This window comes from Klebsiella sp. A-Nf5 (genome assembly GCF_002810545.1).
In the GTDB taxonomy this organism is placed as follows: Bacteria; Pseudomonadota; Gammaproteobacteria; order Enterobacterales; family Enterobacteriaceae; genus Klebsiella; species Klebsiella variicola.
Genome location: NZ_PIOG01000227.1, coordinates 20,472 through 37,421, shown reverse-complemented (window position 1 = coordinate 37,421; position 16,950 = coordinate 20,472). Strand labels below are relative to the sequence as shown.

17 protein-coding genes are annotated in these 16,950 nt (G+C 61.0%); 11 read left to right on the top strand and 6 right to left on the bottom strand.

What is annotated here, in order from left to right:
- Window positions 1–4 precede the first annotated feature (4 nt).
- From CWM53_RS22620 to CWM53_RS22610, 3 genes are all read right to left on the bottom strand, one after another.
- Complete coding sequence (locus CWM53_RS22620) at window positions 5–1,423, bottom strand: amidohydrolase family protein (RefSeq protein WP_100630609.1); 1,419 nt, start codon at window positions 1,421–1,423, stop codon at window positions 5–7.
- Between the two features lie 11 nt (window positions 1,424–1,434).
- Window positions 1,435–2,424, bottom strand: coding sequence for an ABC transporter substrate-binding protein (locus CWM53_RS22615; RefSeq protein WP_100630610.1), 990 nt, complete (start codon window positions 2,422–2,424; stop codon window positions 1,435–1,437).
- A 296-nt stretch (window positions 2,425–2,720) separates the two neighbouring features.
- A complete protein-coding gene (locus CWM53_RS22610; protein WP_061154336.1) occupies window positions 2,721–3,620 on the bottom strand; it encodes a LysR family transcriptional regulator in 900 nt (299 codons plus the stop codon).
- A gap of 208 nt (window positions 3,621–3,828) precedes the next feature.
- Here CWM53_RS22610 and CWM53_RS22600 point away from each other — a divergent pair, with 208 nt between their 5' ends.
- From CWM53_RS22600 to CWM53_RS22550, 11 genes are all read left to right on the top strand, one after another.
- Window positions 3,829–4,797 (top strand): PDR/VanB family oxidoreductase, encoded by a 969-nt coding sequence (locus CWM53_RS22600; RefSeq protein WP_074385634.1) that lies wholly within the window; start codon window positions 3,829–3,831, stop codon window positions 4,795–4,797.
- Window positions 4,798–4,808: 11 nt separating this feature from the next.
- Window positions 4,809–6,092 carry an amidohydrolase family protein gene (locus CWM53_RS22595; RefSeq protein WP_100729573.1) on the top strand — a complete coding sequence of 428 codons (1,284 nt, stop codon included), beginning with the start codon at window positions 4,809–4,811 and terminating at the stop codon, window positions 6,090–6,092.
- Entirely contained in the window at window positions 6,082–6,561 is a 480-nt protein-coding gene (locus tag CWM53_RS22590) for a RidA family protein (protein ID WP_082227951.1), read from the top strand. Before CWM53_RS22595 ends, CWM53_RS22590 begins: the two co-directional genes overlap by 11 nt.
- Complete coding sequence (locus tag CWM53_RS22585) at window positions 6,558–7,439, top strand: creatininase family protein (protein WP_100680456.1); 882 nt, start codon at window positions 6,558–6,560, stop codon at window positions 7,437–7,439. The genes CWM53_RS22590 and CWM53_RS22585 overlap by 4 nt, the downstream gene beginning before the upstream one ends.
- Window positions 7,439–8,422, top strand: a complete 984-nt coding sequence (locus tag CWM53_RS22580; RefSeq protein WP_100729572.1) for an ABC transporter substrate-binding protein — start codon at window positions 7,439–7,441, stop codon at window positions 8,420–8,422. The genes CWM53_RS22585 and CWM53_RS22580 overlap by 1 nt, the downstream gene beginning before the upstream one ends.
- On the top strand, window positions 8,419–9,249 hold the full coding sequence (locus CWM53_RS22575; protein WP_004175785.1) for an ABC transporter ATP-binding protein: 831 nt from the start codon (window positions 8,419–8,421) through the stop codon (window positions 9,247–9,249). The genes CWM53_RS22580 and CWM53_RS22575 overlap by 4 nt, the downstream gene beginning before the upstream one ends.
- 1 nt (window position 9,250) lies before the next feature.
- The gene (locus CWM53_RS22570; protein WP_004175779.1) at window positions 9,251–10,066 is read left to right on the top strand and encodes an ABC transporter permease; all 816 of its coding nucleotides are present in this window, start codon (window positions 9,251–9,253) and stop codon (window positions 10,064–10,066) included.
- Window positions 10,067–10,092: 26 nt separating this feature from the next.
- Window positions 10,093–11,514, top strand: a complete 1,422-nt coding sequence (locus CWM53_RS22565; protein WP_100729571.1) for an FAD-binding oxidoreductase — start codon at window positions 10,093–10,095, stop codon at window positions 11,512–11,514.
- 349 nt (window positions 11,515–11,863) lie between these two features.
- A complete protein-coding gene (locus tag CWM53_RS22560) occupies window positions 11,864–12,352 on the top strand; it encodes a hypothetical protein (RefSeq protein ID WP_100729570.1) in 489 nt (162 codons plus the stop codon).
- Window position 12,353: 1 nt separating this feature from the next.
- Complete coding sequence (locus tag CWM53_RS22555; RefSeq protein WP_100630616.1) at window positions 12,354–12,779, top strand: hypothetical protein; 426 nt, start codon at window positions 12,354–12,356, stop codon at window positions 12,777–12,779.
- A gap of 33 nt (window positions 12,780–12,812) precedes the next feature.
- Window positions 12,813–13,115, top strand: a complete 303-nt coding sequence (locus CWM53_RS22550) for a hypothetical protein (protein ID WP_100729569.1) — start codon at window positions 12,813–12,815, stop codon at window positions 13,113–13,115.
- Window positions 13,116–13,205: 90 nt separating this feature from the next.
- Here the strand turns inward: CWM53_RS22550 and chrA are convergent, their stop codons facing one another.
- The 3 genes from chrA to CWM53_RS22535 form a co-directional block, all read right to left on the bottom strand.
- Window positions 13,206–14,573, bottom strand: coding sequence for a chromate efflux transporter (gene chrA, locus CWM53_RS22545; protein WP_100729568.1), 1,368 nt, complete (start codon window positions 14,571–14,573; stop codon window positions 13,206–13,208).
- Complete coding sequence (locus CWM53_RS22540; RefSeq protein ID WP_100729567.1) at window positions 14,542–15,501, bottom strand: chromate resistance protein ChrB domain-containing protein; 960 nt, start codon at window positions 15,499–15,501, stop codon at window positions 14,542–14,544. The genes chrA and CWM53_RS22540 overlap by 32 nt, the downstream gene beginning before the upstream one ends.
- Before the next feature lie 128 nt (window positions 15,502–15,629).
- A complete protein-coding gene (locus CWM53_RS22535) occupies window positions 15,630–16,823 on the bottom strand; it encodes an MFS transporter (RefSeq protein WP_227521732.1) in 1,194 nt (397 codons plus the stop codon).
- Window positions 16,824–16,950 lie beyond the last annotated feature (127 nt).

Below are 16,950 nucleotides of genomic sequence, written 5' to 3'. Positions count from 1 at the left end.
TCAGTTAAACAGCGGCGCGCTGTTGGAGGGTACGGACGGCCGCCAGCGCGTCGTGGCGCATCGCGTCAAGGTCGAGACCGGGAATGGCGTCATCTTCCACGATGGGCCGGCCATTCAGCAGCAGCGCCTTCAGCGCGGCGCGCCCACCGCAGGCCACCGGCCCAATAGCCATATCATGCAGGCCGAAGTAGCGCGGATCGTCCAGCCGGTAAATGGCGAGGTCCGCCTGCATGCCGACCTGCAGGGTGCCGCTCTGCGCTAAGCCAAGGATCTGCGCGCCGCCGGCGCTGCCCCAGCGCACCACATCCTCCACCGTGGCCGCATCGGCCCCGCCCTCAAAGGTGCCCCCGGCGTAGCGCGGCTGCGCCAGCATCCCCTTGCGCGCGCGCTGCAGCAGCCATGCGGCATGGGCTTCGCTTTGCATATCCGCCGCTTCATTCGAGGCGGCGCCGTCCACTCCCAGCGAGACCGGAACCCCGGCCTGCTCCAGCGCCAGCAGATCGGCGATGCCGCTGCCCAGCCGGCCGTTGCTTTGCGGGCAGTGAGCAATGCCGGTTCCGGTGCGGCCCAGCAGGGCAATCTCCTCCGGCAGCAGCTTCACCAGATGGGCAAACCACACGTCATTTCCCAGCCAGTCGTGCTCCGCGCAGAACTGCACCGGCGTCATGGCGAATTTCTGCCGCGCGGCGTCGAGATAATCGACGGTTTCCGATAAATGGCTGTGCAACCGGATCCCCAGCTGGCGGGCCAGCTTCGCCATCTCCCGCAGCTGGGCGCCCGGCGCGGAGTGCAGTATGGTAGTGGGCGCCATCACCACCCGGCGCAGAGAATCGGGCCGGGGGTCGTGATAGCGGCTGACCAGCCGTTCGACATCCGCCATATAGCCGTCGAAGGTTTCCGGACGCAGCGCCACCGGCAGATCCTGCTCCACCGCCCGGCCCTGGGTCGCCCCACCCCGGCACAGGACGATACGCATCCCCAGCGCTTCCCCTTCGCTGAAGACAATCTCCGAGGTATCGAAGGGCATATCCGGCCAGTACAGGTAGTTGTGATCCGCCACGCTGGCGCAGCCCGAGCGCAGAAGCTCCACCAGACCAATGCGCACCGCCAGACGAAAAGTGTGTTCATCGAAGGCCGCGCGAAAGCGGTACGGCGTGGCGCTCAGCCAGGCCGTCAGGCTCTGGTTCAGCCCCTGCGGCTCGCCCTTCAGCAGCGACTGAAAAAGATGGTGGTGCGTGTTCACCCACGCCGGATAGATCACGCAGTCGCGGGCATCAATCAGTCGCTCTTCCGGCAGCGGGGTCAGGCTGCCGATGGCCGCAATCTTGCCGTCGCGGATGCGAATATCCGGCCCGGCCAGCCGCGCCGCCTCTCCGGGCAAGCCGCTGAGGATGGCATGGGCATTTTTAATCATTAATGACATGACGTTGCTCCTCAGGGTTTAACCTGCATGGCCTGGACAAATTCGGTGGTGTAGGCCTGTTTCCAGTCGGTGGCCGCCGCCAGCAGACCAGTACTGACCATAAAATCGCGGGTCTTCTGCCAGCGCGCGTCGGTCATCGTGCCCCAGCCCTGGCTGGCGGCATCCCCGCCGTCGATCAGGTGATGCTCACGGATCTGGGTCACGCCCCAGGCGAGCAGATCGTCGGTCATTTTCGGATTGTCCTGCTTAATCAGCGCATTTCCCGGCGCCGGATTGTTGAGGTAGCTCACCCAACCCTCCATCGAGGCGCGGACGAACTTCGCCATCGCCGCTTTACGCTCGGCGATGGTATCCGGGCGGGCGATGAGAATGCCGCCGTAGGGGGGATAGCCGTGTTCGGAAAAGAGGAAGAAGTTCGCCTTCACCCCAGCCTTCTGCACCTGGAACACCTCGGAGCTGACATAGGCCTGCTGGGCGACAGCGTCATCGACGACAAAGGGTTGAATATTGAAGGTATAGGGGCGAACCTGCGCGTCGCTCAGCTGATATTGCGCCTTCAGCCACGGCCACCACGTCGCCTGACCAGAGCTGGAGACCAGAAGCGTTTTGTCTTTCAGCCCCTGCAGGGAGGTGACATCGGCATGGGTCAGCAGCCCCTGGGGATCGTACTGAAAGGGCGCGGCAATGGCTTTCGCCTGGAAGCCGCGCTGAATGCCTTCCAGCAGTTGCAGATCGTAGCCGATGATCACATCGGCCCGCTTCGACAACAGCAACTGCATGCCGTTGACCTGCGGTCCGCCGGAGCGGATCTCGACGTCGAGACCGTATTTTTTGTACAGCCCAGTGGCCTGAGCCTGATAATAACCGCCCTGCTCCGCTTGAGCGTACCAGGAGGTCAGCAGAACGATTTTCTCCTCGGCCTGAACGGCCAGCGAGACACCGCCGAGAGCCATCAGGCCCAGCCAGCGAAAGCCCCGGGGAAGGCGTGCACGACTTTTCATTATCCCTCTCCTCTTCATGCCGGGAGAGGGGCGAGCAAACCACGGCTCAGCCTCCCATCCCGGTCAACATTGAACCGCGACATGGTGACTGAGCAATGTCCCGTATGGATAACCCGTACTGACCGCTTCTACTCACACTCAGTTATACAAAAACAATGCCAGATTTGATTGCCCCGCGAGCGGCCGCGAGAAATCGCCTGCGCCGCCGCCCCTGGGCATGCAACCTTTGATTCATGCACACAAAAAAAGCACCATCATGGTGCGTTAATGAATGATTTTAGTGCCTGCCTGGTCGCTCACAGCTGACTGAAGAGCATCTCCAGCTGGTTCAACATCATCGAGGCGGCGAGGGAAAGCTGGCGGGCGGGCGAGACGCACAGCGCCAGCGTGAAAGGCTTAAGCTGCGGATCGGTTAGCGGTACAAACGCCAGCTGGCCGGACTCGATCTCATCGAGAATATCCAGCCGACACAGGATGCCGATGCCCATCTGCTCTTTGATCAGGGTGCGGATCATGTGAATGTTGTTCGACACCGCCACCTCCTTCACCTCGTTGCCGCTGATGTTCACCAGCGCCTCCACCGGCTCGCTGATCATCAATGGGGCGGACGGCAGGATAAACGGGTAGTCGATGCACTGACTAAAGCGCACGGCGCTGCGGCTGGCCAGCGGATGGCCGGTCGGCACTACGATACCCATATTCATCTCGGCAAACGCCCGCACCTGCAGTTCGCGGGAGGTCTGGGGATTGAGCATGATGCCGAAATCCGCCTCGCCAGAGATCAGCGCCTGCTGAATGTGGATATTGTTCATGGTGGTCAATGTAAAAGAGATGTTGGGATAATGTTTATGCACCTCTTTGAGCATCGTCGAAAAAAAATGCCGGTTAATGGCATCGATGGTAGCGATACGCACATGCCCCCGCCGCAACCCTCGCAGGTCATCCAGCTGCTCGCAGACCCGGGTAAAGTCCTTTTTCCAGTTATTGGCCGCGTGCAGGAGCAGCTCCCCGGCGGCGGTCAGCCGCAGCCCGGTGGGATGGCGCTCGAAGAGCGGCATCGCCAGCTCCTGTTCCACGCGCAAAATCTGACGGTCGATGGAAGACGCCGATACATGCAGCGCCTCTGACGCTTTACGAAACGATCCCTGACGGGCCACTTCGGTGAAATAGAGCAGAAATCGGGAGAAGGCAAACATGGTTTGGGTGCTCTCTTTTTTGCAACGGGTTGTGCGAATCAAAGCTCTGGACGCAACAGTTTTATCACAATACCGTAGCATTCATAGCGGAGAAACGATCGTTTCACCCATTTTCTTGCACGCCGGACAGTTTACTGCGAAGGGGGAGTGATCTCTTCGCCGACCCTGGCCGCCCTGCAGACAGCGGAATGAGGGAGAGTAAACGTTAATGCACAGCCACGATCTTATTTCGGTCTCGGTCGGGGAAATACGCCCCAACGGACAGGGAAATCTATCCGTAATATTGCAGGCGGCGGCCGGGGAAATATTACCGGCCTACTCTGCCGGGGCGCATATCGATATTATTATTCCCGGCGTTGGCCCACGGCAGTATTCCCTGTGCGGCATGCCTGACCGCGGCAAAGACTATGAAGTTTGCGTCAGGCTGGCTGACACCTCCACCGGCGGCTCACGCTATATGCACCAGCAGCTCAAAGCCGGCGATCGGCTCTCCATTTCGCCTCCGCGCAACCATTTTCCCCTGCCGCAGGCCGGGCGCTACCTGCTGTTTGCCGGCGGTATCGGCATCACGCCTTTGCTGGCGATGGCTGAAGCGATTGCCGCCAGAAAGGGGGCGCTGGAGCTGCATTATTATGTCGCCAGCGCGCGCCAGACGGCCTTCTCCCCGCGCCTGACCCAGCTGGCTGCGGGCGGCACGGTGGCGATCCACTGTAGCGAGGAAGGCGCGTCGTTTCGCCAGCGGATCCCCGCCTGCTTAACCACGCCCGATCCTGAAACCACAGTGGTCGCCTGCGGCCCGGAGGGTTTTATTCAGCGACTGCAGTCGGTCATGGAGGAATATCGCTGGTCGCCGTCGCAATTCGTCTTCGAGCGTTTTACTCCCGCGACGGAAAATAATACTGCGGCGAAAAATGCTTTTTATATTGAGCTGGCCTCCAGCGGGCAGCGCCTGCAGGTGGCTGCGGATCAAACGATTGCTCAGGTATTACAGCATGCCGGCGTGGAGGTGATGCTCTCCTGCGAGCAGGGAATGTGCGGGTCGTGTATTACCGGGGTCCTCGACGGGATCCCCGAACACCGGGACAGCGTGCTGACGGCGGAAGAGAAAGCGGGCAACGACCAGATCACGCTCTGCTGTTCGCGGGCGAAATCGCCGGTTCTGGTTTTGGATCTGTGAGGAGACTGACGATGACGTTCCCCTCCTCTTCCGCGCCGCTCGCCGGGATCAGCCGCGCCCGACTCCCGGCCTGGGCGCTGCCCGATGGCTGGCCGACGCAGGCCAGCGGTGAACCGCTTCTGGCGGACCTGGCCTTTCGTGACGGCCGGATTGCCGTATTGACCCCGACCGACCAGCCGACTCCCGGCCTGTGGGACCTGGCGGGGGCCCTGACGCTCCCCGGCCTGGTGGAACCTCATGCCCATCTGGACAAGACCTTTACCATTGAACGCTGCCGTCCGGCGCAGGCCGGGCTGCTGGCGGCGATCCACGCCATGCACGAGGATCGCCAGCACTGGACCAGGGCGGATATTCAACGTCGGGCGTCCGCCGCGCTGGCCCGGGCGGCAGCGAATGGCGTGACCCATTTGCGTAGCCATATCGACTGGTTTACCGCCGACGCACCGGACGCCTGGCAGGAGATCGCCCGCCTCGACACCGTCGGCATCACCCTGGAGCGGGTGGCGCTGGTCCCGCTGACCCTGTTTCGCGATCCGGCGGACGCCGGGGCCATTGCCCGAACGGTCGCCACCAGCGGGGAGCGCTGCCTGCTGGGCGGCTTCATCCACTCCTCCAACTGGGACGCCGCCGCCATGGCAAACCTGCTGCGTAGCGCGGCCCGCTGGGAGCTGGATCTGGATTTGCATATTGATGAGGAGCTCAGCGAGGTGTCTCAGGGGCTGACCTGGCTGGCGGACCATCTCTCCCGCCACCCTTTTCCCGGGCATATCTGCTGCAGCCACGGCTGCGCGCTGGCCGCCGGCAGCGACGAACAGGCGGCGCCGATCCTGCGCCAGCTGGCGGCGCACGGCGTCACCCTTATCGCTCTGCCGATGACCAACCTGCTGCTGCAGGATGCGACGTTCGGTCGCACGCCGCGCCAGCGGGGGATCACCCTGCTGCACGAGGCGCAGGCCGCCGGCGTAGCCACCCTGCTCGGCTGCGACAACGTACAGGATGCCTTCTGTCCGGCGGGGAGCTATGACCCGCTGGACACCCTGGCCTGCGGCCTGTTCGGCGCCCAGCTCAGCGACCTGTTCGACCGGCAGTCGCGGCTGATCTGCGATCGCGCGGCGTTAACCGGTTCGCCGGCAGACGCGGCGCCCTTTGCCATCGGCGCGGCGGCCAGCGTGGTGATTTTCCCGGGTAGCGACCGTTTTACCTGGCCTTTAAACAGCGCCGCCCGTCTGGTGGTTAACCACGGCAGGTTAACCCACCGGCGCGTGTGGCAAGAGGAGATGGCACATGAGTCTTGAAGCAGGCGCGGGGGCGCCGCTGGCGCGATATGCCGCCTGGCGCAGAGCCGGTGATTTTATTTTTCTCTCCGGCATTATTCCGGTCAATCCCCTGACCGGCACCATCGTCAACGGCTTTCAGGATGTGCCTGAGCCGGTGCGAGAGCTGCTGGGGGCGACCGGCGAATTTTCGACCGATGCGAAACAGGGCCCGATCCTCGCCCAGAGCTGGTACGTACTGGAAAGCATCCGCCGCACCGTGGAGTCCGCGGGAGGGCAGATGAGCGACGTTATCAAGCTGGTGCAGTACTTTCGCAACCTTGACCATTTTCCCTATTACAGCCGGGTCAGGAAGCTGTTTTATCCCGACCAACCGCCTGTTTCCACCGTGGTCCAGGTCAGCGAAATGCTGCCCGACGCCACGGTATTGATTGAAGTTGAAGCAACCGTCTGGTTACCCCCGTCATTTAACTCCGAGGCTCCGCGATGATTAACGGTTACATTCCTGCAGCGCGCTTTCTCCCTTTTCTGAGCTGGACGGACGTGGCCGCCCTGCCGGATAAAAGCAACACGGTTATCGTCCTCCCCACCGGGGCGATCGAACAGCACGGCCCGCATCTGCCCTGCTCGGTGGACAGCGTGATATCTTCCGGCGTGGCGGGCCATGCCCTTGCCCGGCTACCGGCAGCGATCCCGGCCTACGCCATCCCGCCGATCACCTACGGTAAGTCAGAGGAGCATCTGCATTTTCCCGGCACCCTGACCCTCAGCGGCGATACGCTGCTGCATACCGTGCTGGAGATCGCCGAATCCCTCTATCGGGCCGGTTTTCGCAAGCTGCTGATGATCAACGGCCACGGCGGCCAGCCGCAGATCCTGCAGATAGCCAGCCGGGAAATGCGCCTGCGCCACGGGGATTTCATCGCCATCTCCCACGACGTGTTCAACGTGCCCAACTGCGAAAAACAGTTTCTCAGTCCGCATGAACAGCGGATGGCGATGCACGCCGGGCATAGCGAAACGGCGCTGATGCTGGCGCTGGCGCCGGAGTGCGTTCATATGGAACGGGCGGTCGCCAACTTCCCGCCGGAATTCCCCTGCCCAACCCTGTCGAAAGGCCGTCCGGCGGCGGCGTGGGCGTCCTATGACTTTGGCCCCAGCGGGGTGATTGGCGACCCGACCCCAGCGACCCGGGAGCAAGGCGAAGGACTTCTCGATTCCCTCGCCGCCAGCTGGGCGCAAGCGATCATCGAGATCCACCGCATGGCCTGGGTCGAACGTCGCGAACCGACCTGGGGCAAACAGCACTGGCACGGCTTTGTGCAGTCCCTACCCCCCTCTTTCGCTGCTGAATCCAAGGAGCCCTGATGAATACCAGATCGACGCCCGTTTTTACCCTGCTGACCGTGGCCGCCCTCGCCACCTCAGCCTCCTGCTTCGCGGCGGAGAAGTTTACGTTTCTCACCAACTGGTATGCCCAGGCCGAGCACGGCGGGTTTTACCAGGCCCAGGCCACCGGGCTGTATCAGCACGCCGGTCTCGATGTCGAGATTAAAATGGGCGGTCCGCAGATCAACGTCATGCAGTTGATGGCGGCCGGTCAGGCGGATTGTACCCTTGGCGACAACGGTCAGGCGCTTGAGACCTGGCAGGCCGGGGTACATGCGGTGACCGTCGCCACCGTGTTCCAGCACTCGCCGACGGTGTTTATCACCCATGATAAAGTGGAGAACCCGGCGGAGCTTAAAGACAAAACCTTCCTGCTCGCCACCGAGGCCTATACCTCTTTCTGGCCGTGGGCGAAGAGCGAGCTGGGTCTGGCTGGCAGCAAAGTGCGCCCCTATACCTTTAACGTCCAGCCGTTCCTCGCCGATAAAAATCTGGTGCAGCAGGGCTACGTGACCTCCGAGCCGTTCTCCGTCGCCAAAGGCGGGCAGCCGTTCTATGTCTATCCGCTCAGCGACTGGGGCTACCCGCCCTACGGCAACTCGATTATCTGTATGGCGGACACCATCCGCAAACGTCCGGCGGCGGTGGCGGCCTTCGTCAAAGCCTCCATGGAGGGCTGGAAAAGCTACCTGCAGGATCCCACCCCCGGCAACAGTCTGATCGCTAAAGCAAATCCGCAAATGGGCGCCGAGCAGATCGCCTTTGGTATTGCCCAGATGAAGCAGTACCAGCTGGTGACCGGCGGCGATGCTAAGACCGGCGGCATCGGCATCATCACCGAGCCGCGGCTGAAGAAAACCTGGGACATGCTGGTGAAAAACAAACTGATCGACGCCAGTAAGGTGCCGTTTGAGCAGACTTACACCCTGGAGATGGTCAAAGACGCCGGAGTGATGCCATGAATACCGCCCCGAAACTGACCGTGATGAGCGACACCCGCTTTACGCCCGCCTCTGCCACCCCGGCCATCGAGGTGCTGTCGGCGGAGAAGATCTACAGCAACGGCACCCGGGCGCTGCTGCCCGTTAACCTGACCATCAATCAGGGGGAGTTTATTACCCTGCTCGGCCCGTCCGGCTGCGGGAAGAGTACGCTGCTGAAGATGGTCGCCGGCCTGGTGGAGCCCAGCGACGGCAAGCTGATGCTGTGGCGGCGCGACAGTCGGGAGAAAGCCCAGCATCCGCTCTCGTTCGTCTTCCAGGAAGCCACCCTGATGCCGTGGAGCAGCGTGCGCAATAACGTCAGGTTGCCGCTGGATCTGGCCGGCGTGCCGCGCGCGGAAGGTAATACCCGGGTGAGTGAAGTCCTTGAGCTGGTGGGGCTGGGCAAATTCGCCGACGTCCTGCCGCGCGAACTCTCCGGCGGCATGCAAATGCGCGTCTCCATCGCCCGCGGCCTGGTCACCCGGCCAAAGCTGCTGCTGATGGATGAGCCCTTCGGCGCGCTCGATGAAATTACGCGTAACAAACTCGACAGCGACCTGTTGCGTCTCTGGCAGGAGCAGAACCTGACGGTGGTGTTCGTCACCCACTCGATCCACGAAGCGGTGTTTCTCTCACAGCGGGTGATCATGATGGCGGCCCGTCCCGGACGGGTGGTCGAAGATATCGCCATCCGCGAGCCGTTCCCGCGCAGCGAGGCGTTCCGCGTCAGTCCGGCCTTTTCCCTGTATGCCCGTCAGCTGCAGGACAGTCTTTTGCAGGCCAGCCAGTCCGGTATGGAGTCATAATATGAAAAACACAACCTCAACGCCGTGGGTCCAGCATCCGCGTTTTCTCAAAATTCTCTATCCGACCCTCGTCGCGGTGGCGGTGGTGCTCCTGTGGCAGGGCGCGGTGAGCTATTTTCGCATCCCGGCCTTTCTGGTGCCGTCGCCGCTGGTGATGCTGGAAAGCCTGTGGACACATCTCACGCCGCTGCTGCTGGCGCTGCTGTTCACCCTCAAGATCACCCTGATCTCGTTTCTGCTGTCGATTGTCATTGGCGCCGCGGTGGCGTTTATCCTGGTGCAGAACCGCTTTGTGGAAACCGCCCTGTTTCCCTACATCGTGTTTTTGCAGGTGACGCCGATTGTCGCCATCGCCCCACTGATCATCATCTGGGTGAAGGATGCCACGCTCTCGCTGGTGGTGTGCGCCACCCTGATGGCGGTGTTTCCCATCATCTCCAATACCACTCAGGGCCTGCGCAGCGTCTCCCCCGGCCTGCTGAGCTATTTTCGCCTCAATCACGCCAGCCGCTGGCAAACGCTGGTGCGGCTGCGTATCCCCTCGGCGCTGCCCTATTTCTTCGGCGCGCTGCGTATTTCCAGTGGGCTGTCGCTGATTGGCGCGGTGGTGGCGGAGTTTGTCGCCGGGACCGGCGGGACCAATACCGGTCTGGCCTATCAGATCCTGCAGGCTGGCTACCAGCTGGATATTCCGCTGATGTTTGCCGCGCTGCTGCTGATCTCTCTCGCCGGGATCGCGCTGTTTGGCGTGATGTCCTGGGTTTCGCGCCGGGCGCTCAGCGCCTGGCATGAAAGCGAAGCCGTGCAATCTCATTAATGTTTTGCTGACGAACAGGAAGAAAAATGATGACTGATGAGCAGCGTCAACACGCGGTCGCGGCGATCCAGCAGGCACTCCCGACGCTGGAGTGGACCTTACAGCCGGCGAAGATCAAACGGCTTTCCCGCGATTTTCACTGGTTCAGTCCGGTACTCACTGAGCAACTGGCGGGGAAACAGGCGGACGCGGTGGTTCGCCCACGCGACGAAGAGGAGCTGCGGCAGCTGGTCGCCGCCTGCGCGCAGCACCAGCTGCCGCTGACGCTGCGCGGCAGCGCCACCGGCAACTATGGCCAACTGGTCCCCCTCGAAGGCGGGCTGCTGGTCGATATGACCGGACTCAACCAGATCGTCGCCCTCGGCAACGGCACGGTACGCGCCCAGGCCGGCATTCGTCTGGCAGACATCGAAACCGCCGCCCGCCCAACAGGATGGGAGCTGCGCTGCATGCCGTCGACCTACCGACTGGCGAGCCTGGGCGGCCTCTACGGCGGCGGGTTCGGCGGCATCGGCTCCATCAACTATGGGCCGCTGGCGGCGCCCGGCAATGTGCTCAGCGTCAAAGTGATGACCGTCGAGCCGGTCCCCCGCGTACTGACCATCCCGGCTCCCGAAGCGCTGCTGCTGCATCACGCCTACGGCACCAACGGCATTATCCTGGAGGTTGAGCTGGCGCTGGCACCCATGCACCAGTGGATTGAACGCCTGGACGTGTTTGACGATTTCGCCGATGCGCTGAACTATGCCAACACCTGCGTCCGCTCGCCGGGGCTGGTGAAACGTCAGGTCGCGCTGCTGGCCACGCCGATCGCCGACTACTTTAGCCACCTCAACGATCGTTACCGCACCGGGCAGCATGCGGTTATCAGCCTGATCGCCGAGGAGAGCGAAGGACTCTGCGCCAGCCTGTTACAGCGCCATCGCGGGAGCAACGCCATCCGTCAGGCCAGCGACGAGGCCCGGACGCAAAACGCCTCGTTAATGGAATACTGCTGGAACCACACCACCCTGCATGCGCTCAAGGTGGACAATACGCTGACTTATCTCCAGACGGCGTTTGATCCGCTGCGCTATCCGCAGCAAATTTTACAGATGGAGCAGCACTTCGCCGGGGAGGTGATTTCCCATATTGAATTCCTGCGCGATATCGAGGGCAATCTCACCGCCAGCGGTCTGCAACTGGTGCGCTATACCACGCCCGCGCGGCTCAACGCCATCATGCAGATATTTCGCGACAACGACGTCAAGATTAACAACCCCCACGTGCTGCAGGTTGAGGACGGCAAACAGGGCGTGATTCGCCCCGACGTCGTGGCAGTGAAACAGTCTCTCGACCCGGCGGGATTGCTTAACCCCGGCAAGCTGCGCGGCTGGGCGCTGCGCGACCAGCTGGAGCTGGACAGCAACCCGCTGGCACTGGCCACCCGCGAAACCCCCACGACCTGAGCGCCCCATTGCGGGGCGCGCTAACCGGTCGCTGGCCCGCTTCTCTTCCTCCTGCCCGCGCGGCGAGTATTTTTACGCCACTCATTCATATGAATGAGTGGCGTCTCTGTTTCCTCCGTTATACTCATCAAAAAAGCGACGATAAATTTATTATCGCGGGTTAATTCCGCGGTTCAGTTTTCGTGCCGGATTAAATAGTTATTCCGAACACGCTCTGGTGGATTGTTTATTACGCGTCCGACAAAAAATGACCGTAAAATGAGTCGACATAAATTTGCCCCTATGAATTAAGCACATGATAAAAACGTTGTAAATTATTTTTATTCAACACAGCAATAGTGAGGATAATATGAGCGATGCTATTTCTTCGCAACTTGAAAACATCATTACGATGCTGATCGCCATCAGTATCGCCTCGGAAAGACTGGTAGAGATAATCAAAGGGTATTTTCCCTGGCTTAATCTGGAAAATCAGGATCCGGTCATCGAAGGACGACGCAAATCTGCCCTGCAGATATTAGCGGTGGTTGCCGGTATTCTGACGGCGTTTTTGACCCAACCTTTCGTCGCCGGCAGTTTCTCGGCCATTAAACATCCGGACCTGATGACATTATGTATTGGCCTGATGGCAAGCGGCGGATCGGCGTTCTGGAACGTCATTCTTAATTATCTGTTGCAAGTGAAAAACCTGAAAAAGCAACAAGTCAGCAGCGTAAAAGCAGACCCAGTAGCGGATCCAGTCGCCGATCCTGCCCCCCCTTCTCCGGTTCATCAGGACGTGGTTCATGGCGCAGAGCCGGTCAGCTCAAACCCCTGTTTCAATCCGGAGGGTAAATAACATGGTATGGCGTGTCGCAAAGAGTCTGCTGATACTCAGAGATCAGATTAATCAATATGCTCCGCATCGCAACAAGGACAGCGATGGCACCATTGGTGATGAACATCATGCCCACACCAACTCGGATCATAATCCGCAGGTGATAGATGGAAATATTGGTGTGGTAACGGCTATCGATATTACCCACGATCCTCAACATAAATGTGATGCTCAGGTGATTGTCGATGCGCTGGTCGCCAGCAAAGACAAACGAATTAAATATATTATCTGGAACAAACGGATCATTAGCGCTTCTGTCCAGCCTTGGGTATGGCGGGATTACCATGGCGTCAGCCCGCACGATAAACATTTCCACTTATCCGTGGTGCCGGTGAAAGCGCTGTACGATGACACCTTACCGTGGCTGTTATTTAATCCATTTAAATAATGAGCTAATTTTTCCGATTACCGTGAGGCTAACATGACTCAACAAACTGAACTTGAGAAAATAAAAGCGGCCCTCAACGCCATCGAGGAACTCGAAAAGATTGCCCGTTCTACGCAACCAGCCGATATTAAAAATTTTTGCGTGGAATATAACACCACCTGGAAAAAGAAAGTGGATACCCTGCTGGCACTGATTATTGATGAACCCATCAGTTCGCTGTTAGTTAAACTGGTGCCTTACTTACCCACGCTGCTGGTGATTATTAACATGCTAAAGGCGGGCGTTGAGCAATATTGTCAACTGCATCTCGCGGTGGAGCCTCCCGTAAATAAATAATTGCCACCCATCCGGCCAGGGCCAGCTCAGGCACTGGCCTCCCTCCCCAATCCCCCATCTGGCCACGTTTCTCTCAGCCCAACGCCGACCTTATCCTGCGCCGGACAGTCCCGCCATATGGACGATAAGCCCTACTGCGGCGGCGGCGGCCAGTACCCAGGTCAGCTTCCACTTATAGCGAAACAGCAGCCCGGCGGCGCCCAGGGCAATGGCTGCGGACCACGGGTCGAAACCGGACGGTCCCCAGACGCTATGCCAGATAAAAAACAGCGCCAGATTCAGGATAACGCCCACCACCGCGGCGGTGATGGCGGTCAACGGCGCGGTAAATCCCACCTTATTATGGGTCGTTTCAATAAACGGCCCACCGGCGAGAATAAAGATGAACGAGGGCAAAAAGGTAAACCATGTCACCAGGCACGCCGCCGCGATGCCCCCCAGCAGCACATCATCGACGCCCAACACCGCTTTGGTGTAGCCGCCGACAAACCCGACAAAGGTCACCACCATGATCAACGGTCCGGGGGTCGATTCCCCAAGGGCGAGGCCGTCCATCATCTGCCCTGCCGTCAGCCAGCCATAGTGGGTCACCGCCCCCTGGTAAACATAAGGTAAGACGGCATATGCCCCGCCAAAGGTCATCAGCGCGGCTTTGGTAAAGAACCAGCTCATCTGGGTCAGCGGATGCGCCCAGCCCAACATTAGCGTCAGAGCGGCCATCGGCACCAGCCACAGCAGCATCCCGGCGATCAGCACCTGAGAGGTACGCCGCCAGCTGAAAATGGCGTGGGCCGGGATCGGCGTCGTGTCATCAATGATGGCCGCACCGCCCGGGTGAGTTTGCGCACGGTGGGCGTCCGCCTTGCCGAATATCGCCGGCGCCAGCCGTCCGCCGATAAAACCCACTATCGCCGCGGCGAGGACAATCAGCGGAAAAGGAACGTTCAGCGCAAAAATAGCGACAAAAGCAGCGGCAGCGATGGCCCAGTAGGCGCCATTTTTCAGCGCCCGCGAGCCGATGCGGTGCGCCGCCTGCAATACTATCGCCGCCACGGCGGGTTTGATGCCATAAAAAATCCCCGCCACCACCGCGACATCCCCCCAGACGAGATAGATCCACGCCAGGACAATAAGCAACAGCAGAGAGGGCAAAATAAACAGCACCCCGGCGATGACGCCTCCCCAGGTTTTATGCATCAGCCAGCCGATATAGGTCGCCAGCTGCTGGGCCTCCGGGCCGGGCAGGACCATACAAAAATTGAGCGCATGCAGGAATCGCCCTTCCGATATCCAGCGTCGGTTATCCACCAGCTCCTGGTGCATCATGGCGATCTGCCCGGCAGGCCCGCCGAAGCTGATGAAGCCAAGCTTGAGCCAAAAGCGAAATGCCTGCCAGAAGGAGACGGAAGCGACGACGGAAGGACTGTCAGTCTGCGGAAGAACGACCGTTTTGCTCATGATTGCCAGACCTCATTTCACAGGACCTCAGTAAGCCGTCGAACAGCGAGCAAGCTGTCGCCAGCAGTTGGTCATCGTCCGTAATGGTTTCCCGCAGCCCTGCAAGAACACTCTCCACGCCCGCCGCCTCCGGGGTCGGTACCCCACCGACGTCCAGGAAGTGGATCAACCGCCCCAGACTGTCGGGGATCACCGCCTCCAGCGCAAAACGCCGGACCAGTACTTCAAAGGTCACCAGCGTGCCGACATGGCTGAATGGCGCGCCGTCAAAATCAAAACCGACCGCCGTCGCCGGACAGGTCTCGGGCGCGGCCAGCCACAGGAACCGCGCCTCGTCGTCAATAAAGCGCCGGATAAGCCAGGCGCTGGCCAGACGATCGACCCACGGGCGTCGGCGGGTGGCCCACAGCCGGCCGCGAAAGGCGCCTCTGTCCAGCAGGCTCAGTTCGCCCGCCACCGACTGCGGCTCGTCCGGCGATAGCCGCTGATTAATGACCTGCTCGATAGTGGCCAGTCGCTCAGCGGCTTGCTCCCGGGCGGCCCCCGGAAAGAAATCAATGGCCTCGATCCGTCGGTAGTCACGCTGAATTTTACGCAGCTGTTTCAGCTGAGCCGCCAGTTCGTCGTTGGATAACGTCCCCTGCAGCGCCTGCAGATCCTGCAACAGCGCGTCGTACTGTTCGCGGCGATCGAATAGCGGCCTGAGCGCCTCTTCTTCCGCCGCCTCAATCGTGAAAACATACCCGGTCCCCCCTTCCGCGCGGATCGCCTGGCAGGTGCTGAGGAAAGTGTCATAGCCCTGGCGCACGTCGGGCAGCAGATAGACCCCATCGCGCAGGACCGCCGCCCCGCTCTGCTTCAGGGTTCGCCAGACACGCATGCGCAGCGTGGCTTGAGACGTCGTCAGGTTAAGGATCAAGAGATGCATTGTCATGTTGTAGAGATTACTACAGCATGTAGCGTCTGTGACGTTTTTACGTGCACGGGGTTAGATGAATTTCAGCAATGCATAGCTGAAAAAAGCAAAAGACGGCCTGCGCAGCGGCAGGCCAGGCGCTACGCGCGGGGTGGGGATAAGGGGCGCAGCAGCAGGGTCAACAACGCCACCGCAACCGGGACCAGGGAGCCCCACAGCACGGCGTTCCAGCCGAAGGCGTTGAGCAGAACCCCGGAGGAAAACGACCCCACGATCATTACGCCGAAGACCAGAAAATCGTTGAGCGACTGAACCTGGGTCTTCTCTTCCGGGCGGTGGAAATCGATGATTTTCGCCGAAGCCCCGGTGAAGCCAAAGTTCCAGCCGATGCCGAGCAAAATCAGCGACAGCCAGTAATGATACACGCCGAGACCGCTCAGGCCGACCGCCACCGACGCGGCGGTGATCAGCAATCCCGCAGCCGCCATTCGCACTGCGCCGAAGCGCTGGATCAGCCGGCCGGTGAAAAATCCCGGGCCGTACATCGCCATCACATGCCACTGGATCCCAAGGTTGGCGGCCTGCTGGGAAAGGCCGTGCATATGCATGGAGAGCGGCGCGGCGGTCATCAGAAAATTCATCACCATATAGGCCACCGCGCCACTGAATACCGTGGTGGCAAAACCCGGCTGGCGGACAATCTCGCGCAGCGGCCGCCCACCGCGCACGCTGGCCGCGGTGGGCTCCGCCGGCGTCACCCCTCTCAACAGAAAGGCGGCCAGCACTGCAACCAGCGCCTGAGCGAGGAAGGTGACGGCGAAGGTATGTGCCGGCCAGAGGTGCATGGTGCCGGTGACCAGCATCGGGCCAATGATCCCGGCGGCCACGCCGCCGCCCATCACCAGCGACAGCGCGCGAGCGCGACGCGCCGGGGCGACGCCGTCGGTGGCGGCAAAACGAAAACTGAGCGCCACGGCGGCATAGGCGCCGCCAAGCATCGCGGCGAGACAAAACAGCAGAAAAGAATTCAGCACTACCGCTAGCGCGGCCGTCAGTCCGGTCACCACCCCGGCGCCAGTCCCGAGCCTGAACGCCGCTTTGCGGCCCCGAGTTCGCGCCAGCGCGCCGAAAGGCAGAATGGAGGCCGCCATCCCCAGCACAAACAGGGTGATCGGCAGCGTGGCCAGCGACGGGCTGGGGGCAATCGCGTTACCCACAATCGCGCCGGTGGCGTAGAAGACCACCGAGTTGGCGCCGGCCAGCGCCTGAGCGGCAGCCAGGCGAAGGATATTTTTGTTCTGCACCGCCAGCGGCAGCATGTGTTCTGTAGACATCCGTTGTTTTCACCGGTTTGAGAGTGGCGCCAGGCTGGCCGTCTGGCATCGCGCCCTGCTTGTTGGGTTCCCTGACCGTTACCTTAGCCGCAAAATGCGCTTTTGCACCATAGCGAATCGCAATATC